A 15,274-nucleotide genomic window follows, 5' to 3' on the forward strand; every position below is an offset into this window, starting at 1 on the left:
GGCTTTGACGACAGATTCGCTATCGCTTCATCCGACGCAAAGCCTATCCGTTATGGCTCATGAAAGGAAGAAACCATCAACCTGAAATATATGATTCTCGTAAAGGTCAAAAAGAACAAAACTCTCATAAATTCCGTCTGAAATTCATATCTTTGCGGTCGAAGACCAGAGATTTTAGTACGTAGGATTTGATATAATCCCAATAAATCTTCACTTTTGATATTTTGAATCCAACGTACTTAAGGTTTTGAAGGAGTAAAATATGGATCAACCAAAGTATGAATTTAAAAGGACAAATGAACTCCACTTTGACTTTATAAGTGTTGGGAAGAAAGGCGAAATCCATAAAAGAGTAACCTTTATTGAGTTGCACTATGGTTTTTTCAATATGGGACTTGGCGATCTAAATCTTGAAACAGCGGAAGTAGATTACTTTTCGGTTAGTGATAACGGAGATAGAAATACCGTACTTGCTACCGTTTCAGAAATTATTGAATCATTTTTTGAGTTATACCCTTCTCATACAATCTATTTCAAGGGGACATCAAATTCAAGAACACGACTTTATCAAATGGCAATAAACCACTTTTATGATGAACTTTCAGAAAGATTCCACATACTTGGGGAACTTGATGATAAAATGACACGTTTCAAAAGGAATACCAATTATAAATCATTTCTAATACTTAAGAAGTAATAAAAATATGAATGTTAAAGAAGTAAAAAATAAGGTAAAACTTAAGACAAATACATCAAAAACAAAATTCCCTCAAGTCAAAATTGATGGGTTTCAAGATGCTATTAAAAATACTGACATGCTGAAAGTGGTTGAACAAATTAAAAGGGAGAAAATCATGAAGCCATAACAGTGGCTTTGACGACAGTTTTGGCTCATGAATAAGGAGAAATACCATACCCCATAAACAAACTTTGAATAGAGAAATTAATTTGATATTGTATCGAAAAGCCGAGTGAAAATCTTATCTTTGATCTTCAAAATGGATTGAAATTTAAAGTTTCAAAGCTGTGATTGACAAAAAATATGATATTGGATTATATACGAGTTCGTAAGTATTGGCCCGAAAGGCAACATTTCAGGATCATGTCTCTAAAGCATCGTTTGTTCGTCGTAGCTTATAGCTACGATGCAATATATTAAGGCTTCTTGCCTTGCCTGAATCGCAAAAAAAATTGATAATTTTTAATTTAATGTGTGGCGAAAAAATGAAATACACCCTTCTGCGAAACATTTATATCATATTGTACTGTATATTAAGTACCATAAAATTCTGATAACCACCCAATTATGTAATCATCTAAATCAACCTTTCAATACCCTTGCCATGGTGATCCCTATATCAGCAGGCGAGTTGACTACGTGGATACCATTTTCTGCCATGATTTTCATTTTTGCTTCTGCGGTATCATCATGACCACCTACGATTGCACCTGCATGGCCCATTGTTCTGCCTTTTGGCGCGGTTTGGCCCGCAATAAATCCTACGACAGGTTTTTTATTTCCTGTCGCTTTGATATATCTTGCGGCATCCGCTTCATAATTTCCGCCGATCTCTCCTATCATGACGATACCGTCAGTTTCAGGATCATCCATGAGTAATTTGACAGCATCTTTGGTAGGTGTACCAATGATGGGGTCTCCACCTATACCTATTGCTGTGGATATACCCATACCTGCTTTTACTATCTGGTCTGCAGCTTCATATGTCAACGTACCTGATTTGGACACCACACCGATACGACCTTTCTTAAATACAAATCCGGGCATGATACCGACCTTGGCTTCTCCGGGCGTAATGACTCCGGGACAATTGGGTCCTACCAGAGTACAATCATATTGTTCAATATAGGCTTTTGCGATGACCATATCCTGTACAGGAATGCCCTCTGTAATACAGATAATGACTTTGATGCCGGCTTCAGCAGATTCCATGATCGCATCAGCTGCAAACCCCGGTGGAACAAAGATGATGGATGTATCAGCTCCGGCTTTTGCAACTGCATCTTTTACTGAGTTGAAGACAGGTTTGCCCATATGTTCTGTACCTCCTTTGCCGGGAGTATCTCCACCCACTACATTTGTCCCGTAATCGATCATTTGTTCAGCATGAAAAGTACCTTCTTTACCTGTGAATCCCTGTACTATGATCCTGGAGTCTTTATTGACCAATACACTCATTTTTTATCTTTTTTACTTTCTATTAATATTATCTCCTCACCAGGCAAATGCATCAGGTGTTTTTCTCTTGCAAATTTTTCATGATTGTTTTTGAGGTCTTCTTTATCCTTTAGAGCCTGAGCAATCTCATCATTGAGCCTTTCTTTCTCCTGCTCCATATTAGATATTGTTCCCTTCAGTTTTTGATAAGCAAAAATATTGTGTTTGTCAAAAAAAGTCAACCACACGATAAATAATACAGTCACTATGGTGAACTTATTTATCCATTTGGGAGAGACGCCCAATACCGATGCTACTTCTTCGCGAATTTTCTTATCTTTTGCCATAACTTGTACATTTAAACCAAAAAAATGAGACCTTAAAAAAACCAGGGAGCTGCATGCTACAACTCTCTGTAAATATATATTTTTTCTTTATGAAAGCAATGATCTGCCCGGATAATAAGCAGAATCACCTAATTCTTCTTCTATACGTAATAATTGGTTATATTTAGCTATCCTGTCACTTCTTGAAGCCGAGCCTGTCTTAATCTGTCCTGTGTTCAATGCGACTGCAAGATCAGCGATAGTAGTATCCTCAGTCTCACCTGATCTATGGCTCATCACAGAAGTAAAGCCATTTCTTGTGGCCAGATTGACTGCATCTATGGTCTCAGTAAGTGACCCGATCTGATTGACTTTTACGAGGATAGAGTTGGCGGCTTCCTCTTCTATACCGCGTTGCAGTCTTTTGGTATTGGTCACAAAAAGATCATCTCCCACCAGCTGAACTCTTGAACCCAGAGCTTTAGTAAGTTTTGACCAGGATGCCCAGTCATCTTCATGCAGGCCGTCTTCAATAGAAAATATTGGGTATTTGTTGACCCAATTGGTCCAATATTCTACCATCTCGTCGCTGCTCAGTTTTTTACCTGCTGATTTATGGAAATGATAGAGTTTTTCTTTTTCGTCATAAAACTCAGATGCCGCAGCATCCATAGCTATCATGATATCAATTCCAGGTCTGTATCCGGCTGCTTCTATTGATTTCAGTACTATTTCTATAGCTTCTTCGTTGGATTTGATATTCGGTGCAAAACCACCTTCATCTCCCACATTAGTGGAATATCCTTTTGATTTTAGGACAGATTTTAAGTGGTGAAAGACTTCTACACCCATTCTTAGGCCTTCTGAAAACTGTTCAGCACCTACAGGCATGATCATAAATTCCTGAAAATCAATACTATTGTCAGCATGTGATCCACCATTGAGGATATTCATCATGGGCACAGGCATCACATGCGCATTGACTCCTCCTACGTATCTGAAAAGTGATTGCCCTGATTCTTCTGCCGCAGCTTTGGCTACAGCAAGTGAGACTCCAAGGATTGCATTGGCACCGATAGATGATTTATTGTCTGTACCGTCCAATTCTATCATGATATCATCAATATATCTTTGCTCAAATACATCTTCACCAATCAATGCATCTCTTAGTTTGTCGTCTATATTGTTGCAGGCATTCAAAACACCTCTACCCAGATATCTGCTTTTGTCATTATCTCTCAGTTCTACTGCCTCATATTTACCTGTTGAAGCACCTGATGGGACAGCTGCCCTTCCCATCACCCCATTTTCAGTCAACACTTCTACTTCCACAGTCGGATTTCCTCTTGAATCCAGAATTTCTCTGGCTCGGATATCTACAATAACACTCATCTTAATTATTTTTAGTTTGTTTTAATAAATTTACGAATTCATCAAATAAATATTTGGAATCATGTGGGCCGGGATTTGCTTCAGGATGATACTGAACCGAATATGCCGGTTGATTCTTCATTCTGATACCTTCGATGGTTTCATCATTGAGATTGCGGTGTGTGATCTCTATGGTCTCATTTTTTTGAAAGACGTCATCTTCTTTGACAGTAAATCCATGATTTTGGCTAGTTATTTCACATTTTCCTGTCGCAAGATTGATCACAGGATGGTTGGCTCCTCTGTGGCCATGATGCATTTTATAGGTAGCAATATCATTGGCAAGTGCAAGGATCTGATGACCCAAACAAATGCCAAACATAGGCTTTCTGGTTTCAAGTAGTCCTTTTACAGTGTGAATGGCATAATCCATGGTTGCGGGATCACCCGGCCCATTGGATAAAAAATAACCATCAGCGCTATAATCCAATATTTCTTTGAGCGGAGTCTTAGCAGGAAAAACATGAAGATGACATCCTCTTTGTGCGAGACTGCGCAGGATGTTTCTTTTGGTACCAAAATCCAAAACGGCAACCTTGTATGGCGCGTTGGGTTCACCCATTTCATAAATCTGATGGGTGGATACTTTACTCGCGAGTTCAAGGCCTTCCATTGATGGCACTTTTTTTAATTGCTTCATCAAAGCATCTTTATCGAAGTTTTCAGATGAAATGATACAATTCATAGCACCTTTGTTCCTGATATTTCTGACAATAGCCCTTGTATCTACATCATAAATACATACCAGATTATTCTCTTCAAAATACTTTTGAATTTCCTGGTCAGCCATGGGGCGACTGTAATCATTGGTAAAATTACGACAGATCAATCCGGATATTTGTATCCTTTCAGATTCTGTATCTGTATTTTTGATACCATAATTGCCTACATGAACATTGGTGGTTACCAATACCTGACCATAATAAGAAGGGTCGGTAAATATTTCCTGATAACCCGTCATTCCAGTATTAAAACACACTTCACCGGTCGTAGTTCCTGTCACTCCTGCAGCACTTCCTTCATAAAAACTTCCATCTTCAAAAAGTACTACTGCTTTACCTTTACCTGAAAAATCCATTCAAAATAAAATTTTGCCACAAATATAAGACATAAATTATATATCATGGCTTTGTTGAAAAACAAATTGCAGTTAATTATTCTTTAGACCGGGGTTTAGAGTCATGGTGTATTCTGCAACTGCCTTAATCTCTGAAAGTGAAAGGATGTTTTCAAATGGAGTCATCAACCCTTTGCCTTTTGTGATCTGCAGTATTCTCGTTTCAAGGTCTGTTTCTGACATCGTAAGATCTTTTGATCCATTTGCCCCAAGTTTGCCATCTGCACCATGACATAAAGCACAACTCTGTTTGAAAATTTTGGCCCCATCTATTGCAGGTTCAGGTTGTGCAGTCGTAGATACTGTGTTTTTATTCTCTTTCGGGCCACATGCTAAGACAATCAATGCCAAAAAAGATACAATGATAGATTTATTGATCATAACAGTTATTTTTATTTTTACCTGCAAAACTATAAATTCCAATACACTTTTAACCTTTTATTTTCAACTTTCTTCATCTTTCACCTTGTCAGTATTTTTTGAAATTCCTGGTTTTCTCCGGGCATCTTTGAGCGACTTGTCTATGATCCATTCCAGTTGGCCATTGACACTGCGAAACTCATCGGCTGCCCATTTTTCAAGCGCTTCATATGTTTTCGGGTGTAGCCTCAGAACGAATGTTTTTTTGTCACTCATGGTATTCCTCAATTCAAATTATTGATGCAAAGTACCCGTATTTACAACCGGTGACACAGCCCTGTCGGAACAAAGTACTACGAGAAGATTACTAACCATAGTGGCTTTTTTGTCTTCATCTAAGTGTACAATTTCTTTTTTACTGAGCGCATCCAAAGCCATCTTTACCATTCCAACTGCGCCCTCTACTATCTTGCTTCTTGCCGCAATGATTGCTGTTGCTTGCTGTCGTTGCAACATTGCACTTGCAATTTCCTGAGCATACGCAAGGTGGCTGATTCTGGCCTCTATGACATCAACGCCCGCAAGCTTAAGTCTGTCTGCTATTTCCTGTTCAAGCATTTCGTTGATCTCAACAGAACTGGACCTAAGGGTTAGATGTGCGCTTTCGTCTTCAAAATTATCATATGAATATTCCATGGCCATTTTTCTCAATGCAGACTCACTCTGGATTTCCACAAATTTTTCATAATGTTCGACATCAAAAGCGGCTTTGTAAGTATCTGCGACCTTCCACACTACTACAGCAGCAATCATAATCGGATTGCCTTGTTTGTCGTTGACTTTGAGTTGGGATGTTTCAAGATTATGAGCTCTCTGAGATATTTTTTTCTTGATAAAAAAAGGATTCGCCCAGAAAAATCCGGATTGCTTGACTGTTCCTACGTAATCACCAAATAAAGTAAGTACTCTGCTACTGTTCGGTTCAATGGCAAGAAATCCTGAAATTATAAGTAAGTAAATAACAAAGATTGGTACAGATACCCATATGGGAAGCCAATGTAAAAAGATGTTGGCAATGCCTGCAGCGAGGAGAACAAAACTGATAAGAAGCATTAAATAGCCCGAAGTTGGTTGAATGGATTTTTCTGTTTTCATTTTAAAAAATTAATTTACTTTAATATCATTTTAATATCACAACAAATAACAAACCGACTGCTTAAAAAGTTTCGGATAGTTAAGATTTTTTTAAATTAGTCAAACATTCTTTCATTAAGCTGCGTTTCTGTGTTACAAATTGTAACTTTGACCTTTTATTTATATTACCTGGTATTTATGACTTCTTTAGAGAATCTTTATCAGAGTATCATAAGAAAAGAAAAATCAGTTAACTGTAAATATTTAACAAAAACAAATACAGAGGAATGAGTGATGTGTATCAATCAGATGTTCAGGCGGTAGATGCGATGGCGTCTTCCTATAAATTACTGAAGGAGGAGATAGGCAAAGTAATCGTAGGGCAGGATGATGTGGTCAGAGCCGTTATTATTTCATTATTCAGCAATGGTCATAGTCTGCTTGTAGGTGTTCCGGGACTTGCAAAAACACTTTTGGTCAGCACTATTGCAGATGTTCTGGATCTCGAATTTAAACGTATACAATTCACACCTGACCTGATGCCGTCAGATATCACAGGGTCTGAAATTCTGGACGAAAGCAGGCATTTTAAATTTAATAAAGGTCCGCTTTTTACCAATATCCTTCTCGCTGATGAGATCAACAGAACGCCGCCGAAAACGCAGGCAGCGCTTCTTGAAGCCATGCAGGAAAAATCAGTAACTGTAGCTGGTGCAAGACATGTACTTCCCAAACCATTTTTTGTATTGGCAACTCAAAACCCAATAGAGCAGGAAGGTACTTATCCGTTACCGGAGGCACAATTGGACAGATTTATGTTCAATATACCTTTGGATTACCCAAGTTATGATGAAGAGGTTCAGGTGGTAAAATCCACTACATCAAACGAAAAATATACTTTGCGCAACATTCTGACCGGTGAACAGATCATGGGCTTTCAATCATTGGTCAGAAAAATACCCATTGCGGACAATGTCCTGGAGTATGCTGTAACATTGGCTTCCAAAACGAGACCAAATACCAGTCTTGCTACCGCTGAAGTCAACAACTATATCTCTTGGGGTGCCGGCCCCCGAGCGTCGCAATATCTCGTACTGGGCGCTAAATGCCATGCAGCTATCAATGGCAAATATTCTCCGGATAAGGAAGATGTACAAGCTATCGCAAACTATGTATTACGGCACAGAATTGTAAGGAATTATAAGGCAGAAGCTGAAGGTATCAGTGAAGAACAAATTATCAAAAACCTGTTTTAGAAATTGATCAAAATACAATGAATAGATTAGTTTTATTTCTTCTCCCATTATTTTTGCTTTCGTGCGATCCAAAGGACCTGCAAAGAGTACTGGACTCCGTGAGTAATGTTCCGCTCTCCAATGCTGATATAGCAGCAGGATTGAAACAAGCTCTCGACAAAGGCGTAGATCAAAGTGTCATGACTCTTTCTGCTCAGGATGGATACTATGCTTCTATTTATAAGATATTGCTTCCGGAAGAAGCAACAAAAGTCATTGATAAGTTAAAATTTATACCCGGATTTTCAAATCTTGAAGAAGAAGCCATAAAAAGAATCAACAAGGCAGCTGAAGATGCAGCAACCAAGGCCGGACCTATCTTTCTTAATGCCATCAAGGGCATGACTTTTGATGATGTGATGAAGATCTTAATGGGTGAAAAAAATGCCGCGACTACCTACCTGCACAATAAAACATATCAGGCACTATACAATGAATTTAAACCGGTGATGAACTCATCACTTAATAAATTTGGTGCTCTTGACTTATGGAGTGATGCTATAGGTAAGTACAATAGCCTTCCATTTGTAACTAAAGTGAATCCGGATCTGGCTGATCATGTAAGTAACAAAGCTCTGGTGGGCTTATTTTCTTTAGTTGAGAAAAAGGAGTTGGGTATAAGAACTGATATTTCCCAACGAACTACTGACTTGTTAAAAAAGGTATTTGCCAAACAAGACTAATCTGATCGACGAATGATCTGAACAATTCGAAACACCAATCAAGTGTTAATTCACATATTTTCGGTTCTTTCCCAAGTGAGGTTGTTCATCGTTCGAGTGTTCATCGTTTGAGTGTTCATTGTTCAAGTAGTTTCTACTCCTCTATCCTTTCTATCTGTGCACCCAAGGCATTGAGTCGTCCGTCAATATTCTGGTAACCTCTGTCAATCTGACTGATATTGGAAATGATGCTTTCGCTTCTGGCAGACAAGGCTGCGATAAGAAGAGACACTCCTGCTCTGATATCCGGAGAACTCATACGAATGCCCCGAAGCTGTGATTTTCTCTCCAATCCTATCACAGTAGCTCTGTGTGGGTCACACAAAATACTCTGAGCACCCATATCTATGAGTTTATCGACAAAAAATAGTCGGCTTTCAAACATTTTTTGATGAATGAGGATGCTGCCCCGAGACTGAATAGCAACGACCAGTACAATACTCAGTAAATCCGGAGTAAATCCCGGCCATGGAGCATCGTAAATCGTCATAATGGATCCATCGATGAAACTCTGAATCTCATAGACATCCTGAGCAGGAATGTAAAGATCATCTCCTTTGATGTCGATCTGAATACCCAGCTTTTCAAATGTAGATGGAATGATGCCCAGATTGGGAACAGATACATTGGAAATGGTCAATGAAGATTGGGTCATAGCTGCCAGTCCTATAAAACTACCAATCTCAATCATATCCGGAAGAATAGTATGTTCAGTACCTCCAAGGCTCTCGACACCATGAATGGTCAATAGATTAGAACCAACTCCGGAAATTCTTGCGCCCATATTATTGAGCATTTTACTTAATTGTTGTAAATACGGTTCACATGCGGCGTTATAAATCTGAGTGATCCCTTCTGCCAACACTGCAGCCATCAGCACATTTGCTGTACCAGTGACCGAAATCTCATCCATGAGGATAAAGGTCCCTTTAAGTCGTTCCGCTCCTATATAGTATTGGTCTTCTTTCTCGTCATAATTAAAAGATGCGCCTAATTTCTGAAAGCCGATAAAATGAGTATCCAACCTCCTTCGTCCGATTTTGTCGCCACCCGGTTTAGGAAGATATGCTTTTTTAAATCTTGCCAATAACGGGCCCAATAACATAACAGAGCCGCGTATTTTTTTAGCATTTTCCTGATATTCAACCGATGATAGATGATCCGTATCGATATCATCTGCCTGAAATGAATATTCGTTTTGGCTTTTCCTTTCTACTTTTACCCCGAGACCCTGAAGCAATTCTATCTGCTTCCTGATGTCAAGGATATCAGGAATATTTTTTATGATCACTTTTTTGTTGGTGAGGAGTACTGCACTGATGATTTGGAGTGCTTCATTTTTAGCACCCTGCGGTTCAATTGTGCCAGAGAGATGAGCATTCCCTTGTACCCTGAAAGCTTGATTGGACATGTATGATTATAATATTAATTGCACAAATGTATTATGAATAATTCTAATATTATAAAAAGCATGGAAATAATACACATTAATTGTACTTTGTCAAATTATACGGACTTTCCGATTTATTGGAAACTGTTGGGTTAACCCAACAGTTGTGACCCTAATTAATTAATTTCACTTCTTTAAAGACTTTTTGGAGTGGATTCAATGTTAGGGTAAAATTTGTGGCAAATGAACCTAAGGTGCTAACTGAAAATCTGCTCACTGGGACATAAGGTTATGAAGTTTATGACATCAGGGTAGAATTAGAATTATGCAAACACAATCCGTAATTCAAAGTTTGGCTACCGGGAATATAATTTGGTGAATTTTTAAGGCAAATAAGTTTTTTGATCAAATCTCAGTTATATGCTTTGGGCATGATTCTGAAGTGGGTCCTGGATTCGATGGTGAAAGCAAATGAATAAAGTTTTTCTTCCTGACCCGAAGGAAGGATCAACGTAATGCCATGAGGTTCTCCATTGTCTTTATATCCCATGGGCAAAGTAAGGCATGGAAATTTTGCTACAGCTGCTATGGCAGCATGCTGATTATTGACAGATAGGATTAAGTCTAATTGATGCTTTTTAATCATGTCATTAAAAAATGACTTACCTGAACTTTCGAGGTCGTTTTTAATCTTAACAAGCTTTGTTGCTGAGGTAGTATCGGTGACAACAACATTGAATAAAGCCTGACCATAGGGTGCTCTCAAAGCCATATTTTCTCTGTTATAATTCATGATATCCATAACGTTTTTGATACTTCCTAGGCCGTGAGTTTGTGCAGACAGATATGCCTGAAGGTCGTTTTTCATATCAATGTTAAGAATGGATAAAAAACCTTGGAGTGCACCACTCTGAGCATCAAGAATAATTATTTTAGCACCGCTCTTTTTTAATATTTCTGAAATTCTAACATAACCAGAATTTTCCATGAGGTGTTTAAACATCCCTATTCTTTTACCGTTCAGATCAAGAACTTTTAATGCTTTTTGATATTTAATTTTTCCTGAATTTTTTTTTGATGAAGGATCAGCCTTGTCATAACCTGTCATGGCATCCATGAGAATAGCATTATCTGTTACATTTTTTGTCATAGGACCGGGTGTATCAAGTGTGCTCGATATAGGTATAATACCGGTGCGGCTGAGGGTTCCTACAGTAGGTTTCAATCCTGTTACTGAGTTAAGGGAAGAAGGAGAAAGTATTGACCCTGATGTTTCAGTTCCTATCGCAGCTACTGCCAGGTTGGCAGCTATTGCGGTGCCACTGCCAGAGCTTGAACCACCAGTCTCAAATATAAACCTACCATATGGATTTAGACTCTGACCTCCTACGGCACTATATCCCAGCGGACATCCACTACAGAAGTAATAAGCCCACTCGCTGAGATTGGTTTTGCCAAGAATGATGGCCCCTTTCTCTTTGAGTTTTTTGACAATAAATGCATCCTTTACCAAATTGTTTTTTAAGATTTCAGCTCCCGCCGTTGTAGGCAGACCATCATATCCTATGTTATCTTTGAGCAGCAAGGGCATACCATAGATTGGGTGTCTTTTTTTTCTTTTCCGTTCTTTGTCACATATTTCAGCTTCTCTTATTGCATCCTTATTGAGACTCATGATGGCATTGAGAGCCATATCTTTATTGCCTTCAATCTCGTGAATTCTGTAGACGTAAAAAGTCACTAAATCTTTGTATGTCAATAGGTTATCATCAATTTGTTTCTGAATATATGGAATATCTTTTTCCAATATCAAGGGCATAAGAGATTCATATTTTTCTCTACCGAATAAAGTAATTTCATTCTTAAACACTGATGTGACAGCAAAATGATCTCTCACATTGGAAAATAGCACCTTAAATCTCATCCTTGATATCTGATGCTCTTTGTTGTAGATATATGGAATATCATCAACAGACTGAGCTATGACACTTTGCCCCAAAATCCCGCCCACTAACCATAATAGAATAAAGAAAAACCTGGAAAATTTAGAAATCATACATTTTAGATTTTAGGTATCCTAATATACTATGGTGAACAGAAAATTGAATAAAAAAAATTAGATCACAAATTAAATATATTCAGATAATTGAGATTATAAAATTGAGGCTGTAACTCAATTTCAGTTGGGTACAAACCGTCACTATTTGGAGGTTTTCCAATCAGAAATGTCCGCACAAGAACCTCAATTGATTCAAACATCTAACAATATCAGTAGCCTTTTGTTTGTCTCTGACAATCATTTGTGTGATTTGTTTCTTAGTTTTTCCTTCATGGTGTGTGTCTGGATCTCTATGCAAATTATGCATTTACTTCAAGCCATATTCCTTAATTAGCTGTTTTTTTTGTTGATCTGCATCATCAAATCTTATCAACCCAAATTTTTCCGTCAGTTTTTTTATTTCTGCTCCTTTTTTTTCCGAGCCACTTGGATATCCGTTTTCTGGTGTGAGTTTAAAGAACAGAGCTTCCAGATATTCTTCAAAAGGTTGATTGAAGTACATATCAATAAAACGAAGAGGCTGATCAGATGCATTAAAAAAAGTGTGTTTAATCATGCGTGGTCTCATATGCCATCCTCCTGCTTTAATTTCGACGATTTCATCACCCAACAGAACACTTGCAGTACCTTCCAGTACATACATTAGCTCATCCAATTCTTTGTGCGCATGTGGCGCAGGGCCCATTATTTTTGGTGCGACAGCACACTCTACACTGGAAAAAAGACCATTTGTTGCACCGTTTCTAACCCATACCTTGATGGTCATATTGCCATTATTTGACAAGGGAGGTTCTGCAGGCAACAAAAATGGTTTTATAGGATCTGATGAAGGTATATTATTGTAATTATAAATGAGTGGGTTTATATTCAAACCAGCAAGAAGTAATGATGATTGTAAAAAATTGCGACGCTCCATGATATAAAATTTTTATGTTGATCAAATACTCTAACAAAGCTATTATTTCATCTCATATTAGATCTATATCAATTGGTATTAGGTTGCTTTGAGTTTGTACTTAGTGTTTTAGAATCTAAGTCTTTTACATCCAAGTACAAAGCCGGAAGTGCCTTTTACAAATCCAACGTTGAAAGTAATAACAGTCCTTATTACTTTTGTTTCAAAATTTGAGTATATTAATCTATTGTGATTTGGCTACAAGTGACAAATTTAATCATACCTTAAATCCAATATTATGACCAGATATACACATTTGTTTACCAGTAACTATAATTTTATCTTTATGAAGTTTTTAACTTTACATTGGATTTCCATTCTATTATTGACTTTCGTTTCGTGCAGCAATAGTCAAAAATCATCTGACAATAATCAAGCGTCAAAACCATCGTCTATTGGAAAAAATTTTCTCACAATGAAAATAAATGGACAAGTATGGTCTGCTGATCATGATGTGTTCGGAGCCTTTCATCCTAAAGGGTATGACAAAGTCATCATTATTGCCGGCGCCACAGGTAAAAAGGATAAAACTGAGAAAACTTTTAATATCAACATTTATCAGACAGATGGTCCGGGTCAGTTTTCATTTGCTCAAGGTAACAAAGCCCTTTCCGTAGCTCAGATAGGCAATTGGTCAGAACAGGACTATATCTGTGGAAGTATGATGGGATTTGACATGAAAGTTAGTGTGACTAAAGCTAATAACTCAGAAGTGGAAGCCACATTTTCCGGCACTCTTACTTGTTCTTCTGGTCAGACAATGGTCATCACTGATGGAAAATTTTACTATCATGAATAAATATATAATCATGCGCATTAACTTTTATATACTCTTTTTTTTAACATTGATTGCATGTAATAAGGAACAAAATACTGATATCCAAGATGACGGTAATGGGAATACTAATACCGAAATAGGAAAAGGAAGTCCGGGTATCGTCGGAACTGCAGGTGTAGCATCATGGGATGCTTTGTCCAATGCAGAAAAAAATCGTGTCAAAGGATGGAATACCCTGTTTCTACACCAATCTGTAGGTCAAGATCTTGAAGAAGGTTGCAAAGCAAATGGATTTCCCTGGGAATACTATGGAAATGGAGATAAGGTCAATAAAGGCTTCATGGGTGGAATTTTTGTAGATGTAGGAAAAATCCCCAATGGAAATCCGTATGAAAAAATCAGAGTTTTCAAAGAACAGATACTAAATAGTAAAGATTTTGTAAAAATAGGTATCTTTAAATTTGGTTATGCAGACATTGATGACAATAATTTCATACAGGTTCAGACTTCCTACAAATCTATGGTTGATGAACTAAAATCAAAAGTCACAGACTTCAGGCTAGTACATGTGACGCCTCCTTTAGTTTATTCTGTAGAGTCTTATGATGGAAATAGTGCACGTATGAAAGTAGCTCAATGGATGAGAGCAACTTTTGCTAAAACAGATGTTATTTTTGACCTTCAGGCATTAGAAAGCAATGATGGTGTATGTCAGTTCAATGGTGTATGGCGTATCTGTATTGAAAATCGCAATAGTGCTTCAGACCCCAGTGATGTTAACGGCATAGACACATCTCCAGGACAAGGTCACCTCGGCAAAAAAGCGAGCCAGCGTATCAGCAAAGCATTATTGATGAGTATATATAATTCAGGCAAATAGTATGAGTCGTTTCACAGTGTTTTTATTTAGATTATTGCTGATAGCAGGTGGATTTATATTGATCTTTATTATTGGCAAACCCATGGTGGAAACCATTCAATATCAGGTATCTGGTAACAAAGTAAAGGGAATAGTGGTAGGGTTCAGAGGAAGTAAATCCAGTAAAAGTATTTTTGAAGATAATACATCAAAAGTTGGTAAAAAATACAAAGCACGAAGACCTGTATACAGATATCCAAAAGTAGCAGGAAGTTTGGACTCCTTGGAAGGATATGCTAGATCTACAATAATTCTTCCCTGGATGAATTTTGACTTAAATGAAGAAGTAACTGTAGTAATGGATAAAAACGACCCGTCTCAATCTCATATTTTCAGTATCGGTGTTTTTTTTACAGATTGTATATTGATTTTGTTGAGCCTTTATATGGTAAAATTAGGTTTCAGAAGATCTGATTCTTAGAAGTATGTATAAAACTTTTATGATATGGATTAAGTGGCAAATTTTATTTTAGTTAGTCTGTCAGCAAGGCCGACCTCCTTTATATTTTTTCGCCTTACTGCATCAGACCAAAAGCTTGCTTTTCCGGCTACGTCTGCAAAATATAACTTCTCCAAAATTCAAATTTTGTCAATGTCACTCTTATATGAAAA

At 37.6% G+C, this 15,274-nt stretch carries 17 protein-coding genes; 7 read left to right on the forward strand and 10 right to left on the reverse strand.

The window, feature by feature from the left end; translation table 11 throughout:
• Positions 1 to 262: 262 nt before the first annotated feature.
• Positions 263 to 697 (forward strand): hypothetical protein, encoded by a 435-nt coding sequence (locus IPK35_22710; GenBank protein ID MBK8055999.1) that lies wholly within the window; start codon positions 263 to 265, stop codon positions 695 to 697.
• Between the two features lie 7 nt (positions 698 to 704).
• Positions 705 to 866 (forward strand): hypothetical protein, encoded by a 162-nt coding sequence (locus IPK35_22715; GenBank protein ID MBK8056000.1) that lies wholly within the window; start codon positions 705 to 707, stop codon positions 864 to 866.
• A 455-nt stretch (positions 867 to 1,321) separates the two neighbouring features.
• On the opposite strand, the gene sucD is transcribed toward IPK35_22715, so the two are convergent.
• The 7 genes from sucD to IPK35_22750 form a co-directional block, all read right to left on the reverse strand.
• Complete coding sequence (gene sucD / locus IPK35_22720; protein MBK8056001.1) at positions 1,322 to 2,197, reverse strand: succinate--CoA ligase subunit alpha; 876 nt, start codon at positions 2,195 to 2,197, stop codon at positions 1,322 to 1,324.
• Positions 2,194 to 2,523 (reverse strand): septum formation initiator family protein, encoded by a 330-nt coding sequence (locus IPK35_22725; protein ID MBK8056002.1) that lies wholly within the window; start codon positions 2,521 to 2,523, stop codon positions 2,194 to 2,196. The genes sucD and IPK35_22725 overlap by 4 nt, the downstream gene beginning before the upstream one ends.
• Positions 2,524 to 2,610: 87 nt before the next feature.
• Positions 2,611 to 3,894 carry a phosphopyruvate hydratase gene (gene eno, locus IPK35_22730; GenBank protein ID MBK8056003.1) on the reverse strand — a complete coding sequence of 428 codons (1,284 nt, stop codon included), beginning with the start codon at positions 3,892 to 3,894 and terminating at the stop codon, positions 2,611 to 2,613.
• Position 3,895: 1 nt separating this feature from the next.
• Complete coding sequence (gene carA / locus IPK35_22735; GenBank protein MBK8056004.1) at positions 3,896 to 5,011, reverse strand: glutamine-hydrolyzing carbamoyl-phosphate synthase small subunit; 1,116 nt, start codon at positions 5,009 to 5,011, stop codon at positions 3,896 to 3,898.
• 72 nt (positions 5,012 to 5,083) lie between these two features.
• Complete coding sequence (locus IPK35_22740; GenBank protein MBK8056005.1) at positions 5,084 to 5,428, reverse strand: cytochrome c; 345 nt, start codon at positions 5,426 to 5,428, stop codon at positions 5,084 to 5,086.
• Positions 5,429 to 5,494: 66 nt separating this feature from the next.
• Positions 5,495 to 5,686: a hypothetical protein gene (locus IPK35_22745; protein MBK8056006.1), complete on the reverse strand. Its 192-nt coding sequence runs from the start codon at positions 5,684 to 5,686 to the stop codon at positions 5,495 to 5,497.
• An 18-nt stretch (positions 5,687 to 5,704) separates the two neighbouring features.
• Positions 5,705 to 6,565, reverse strand: a complete 861-nt coding sequence (locus IPK35_22750) for an SPFH domain-containing protein (protein MBK8056007.1) — start codon at positions 6,563 to 6,565, stop codon at positions 5,705 to 5,707.
• Positions 6,566 to 6,831: 266 nt separating this feature from the next.
• Here IPK35_22750 and IPK35_22755 point away from each other — a divergent pair, with 266 nt between their 5' ends.
• Both IPK35_22755 and IPK35_22760 read left to right on the forward strand, forming a co-directional pair.
• Entirely contained in the window at positions 6,832 to 7,800 is a 969-nt protein-coding gene (locus IPK35_22755) for an AAA family ATPase (protein ID MBK8056008.1), read from the forward strand.
• A gap of 17 nt (positions 7,801 to 7,817) precedes the next feature.
• On the forward strand, positions 7,818 to 8,522 hold the full coding sequence (locus tag IPK35_22760; GenBank protein ID MBK8056009.1) for a DUF4197 domain-containing protein: 705 nt from the start codon (positions 7,818 to 7,820) through the stop codon (positions 8,520 to 8,522).
• 133 nt (positions 8,523 to 8,655) lie between these two features.
• Here IPK35_22760 and murA read toward each other — a convergent pair whose 3' ends face one another.
• The 3 genes from murA to IPK35_22775 form a co-directional block, all read right to left on the reverse strand.
• Positions 8,656 to 9,972: a UDP-N-acetylglucosamine 1-carboxyvinyltransferase gene (murA, locus tag IPK35_22765; protein ID MBK8056010.1), complete on the reverse strand. Its 1,317-nt coding sequence runs from the start codon at positions 9,970 to 9,972 to the stop codon at positions 8,656 to 8,658.
• 391 nt (positions 9,973 to 10,363) lie between these two features.
• Positions 10,364 to 12,007, reverse strand: coding sequence for an amidase (locus IPK35_22770; protein MBK8056011.1), 1,644 nt, complete (start codon positions 12,005 to 12,007; stop codon positions 10,364 to 10,366).
• A gap of 310 nt (positions 12,008 to 12,317) precedes the next feature.
• A complete protein-coding gene (locus IPK35_22775; GenBank protein ID MBK8056012.1) occupies positions 12,318 to 12,926 on the reverse strand; it encodes a cupin domain-containing protein in 609 nt (202 codons plus the stop codon).
• A 277-nt stretch (positions 12,927 to 13,203) separates the two neighbouring features.
• On the opposite strand from IPK35_22775, the gene IPK35_22780 reads away from it, so the two are divergent.
• Genes IPK35_22780 through IPK35_22790 form a run of 3 tightly spaced genes read left to right on the forward strand, consistent with a single transcriptional unit; the run spans position 13,204 to position 15,083 of the window.
• Entirely contained in the window at positions 13,204 to 13,764 is a 561-nt protein-coding gene (locus IPK35_22780; protein ID MBK8056013.1) for a hypothetical protein, read from the forward strand.
• A complete protein-coding gene (locus IPK35_22785) occupies positions 13,757 to 14,623 on the forward strand; it encodes a hypothetical protein (GenBank protein ID MBK8056014.1) in 867 nt (288 codons plus the stop codon). Before IPK35_22780 ends, IPK35_22785 begins: the two co-directional genes overlap by 8 nt.
• 1 nt (position 14,624) lies before the next feature.
• Complete coding sequence (locus IPK35_22790; protein ID MBK8056015.1) at positions 14,625 to 15,083, forward strand: hypothetical protein; 459 nt, start codon at positions 14,625 to 14,627, stop codon at positions 15,081 to 15,083.
• Positions 15,084 to 15,274 lie beyond the last annotated feature (191 nt).

It is taken from the genome of Saprospiraceae bacterium (assembly GCA_016713025.1).
GTDB lineage: Bacteria > Bacteroidota > Bacteroidia > Chitinophagales > Saprospiraceae > OLB9.

Excerpts from the sequence above, each read along its gene's own strand:
- murA (MBK8056010.1), bottom strand. The coding sequence starts at position 9,972 with ATGTCCAATCAAGCTTTCAGGGTACAAGGGAATGCTCATCTCTCTGGC.
- IPK35_22710 (MBK8055999.1), top strand. The coding sequence starts at position 263 with ATGGATCAACCAAAGTATGAATTTAAAAGGACAAATGAACTCCACTTT.
- IPK35_22780 (MBK8056013.1), top strand. The coding sequence starts at position 13,204 with ATGACCAGATATACACATTTGTTTACCAGTAACTATAATTTTATCTTT.
- IPK35_22760 (MBK8056009.1), top strand. The coding sequence starts at position 7,818 with ATGAATAGATTAGTTTTATTTCTTCTCCCATTATTTTTGCTTTCGTGC.
- IPK35_22725 (MBK8056002.1), bottom strand. The coding sequence starts at position 2,523 with ATGGCAAAAGATAAGAAAATTCGCGAAGAAGTAGCATCGGTATTGGGC.
- IPK35_22715 (MBK8056000.1), top strand. The coding sequence starts at position 705 with ATGAATGTTAAAGAAGTAAAAAATAAGGTAAAACTTAAGACAAATACA.
- carA (MBK8056004.1), bottom strand. The coding sequence starts at position 5,011 with ATGGATTTTTCAGGTAAAGGTAAAGCAGTAGTACTTTTTGAAGATGGA.
- eno (MBK8056003.1), bottom strand. The coding sequence starts at position 3,894 with ATGAGTGTTATTGTAGATATCCGAGCCAGAGAAATTCTGGATTCAAGA.
- IPK35_22755 (MBK8056008.1), top strand. The coding sequence starts at position 6,832 with ATGAGTGATGTGTATCAATCAGATGTTCAGGCGGTAGATGCGATGGCG.
- IPK35_22745 (MBK8056006.1), bottom strand. The coding sequence starts at position 5,686 with ATGAGTGACAAAAAAACATTCGTTCTGAGGCTACACCCGAAAACATAT.
- IPK35_22750 (MBK8056007.1), bottom strand. The coding sequence starts at position 6,565 with ATGAAAACAGAAAAATCCATTCAACCAACTTCGGGCTATTTAATGCTT.
- IPK35_22785 (MBK8056014.1), top strand. The coding sequence starts at position 13,757 with ATGAATAAATATATAATCATGCGCATTAACTTTTATATACTCTTTTTT.
- sucD (MBK8056001.1), bottom strand. The coding sequence starts at position 2,197 with ATGAGTGTATTGGTCAATAAAGACTCCAGGATCATAGTACAGGGATTC.
- IPK35_22790 (MBK8056015.1), top strand. The coding sequence starts at position 14,625 with ATGAGTCGTTTCACAGTGTTTTTATTTAGATTATTGCTGATAGCAGGT.
- IPK35_22770 (MBK8056011.1), bottom strand. The coding sequence starts at position 12,007 with ATGATTTCTAAATTTTCCAGGTTTTTCTTTATTCTATTATGGTTAGTG.
- IPK35_22775 (MBK8056012.1), bottom strand. The coding sequence starts at position 12,926 with ATGGAGCGTCGCAATTTTTTACAATCATCATTACTTCTTGCTGGTTTG.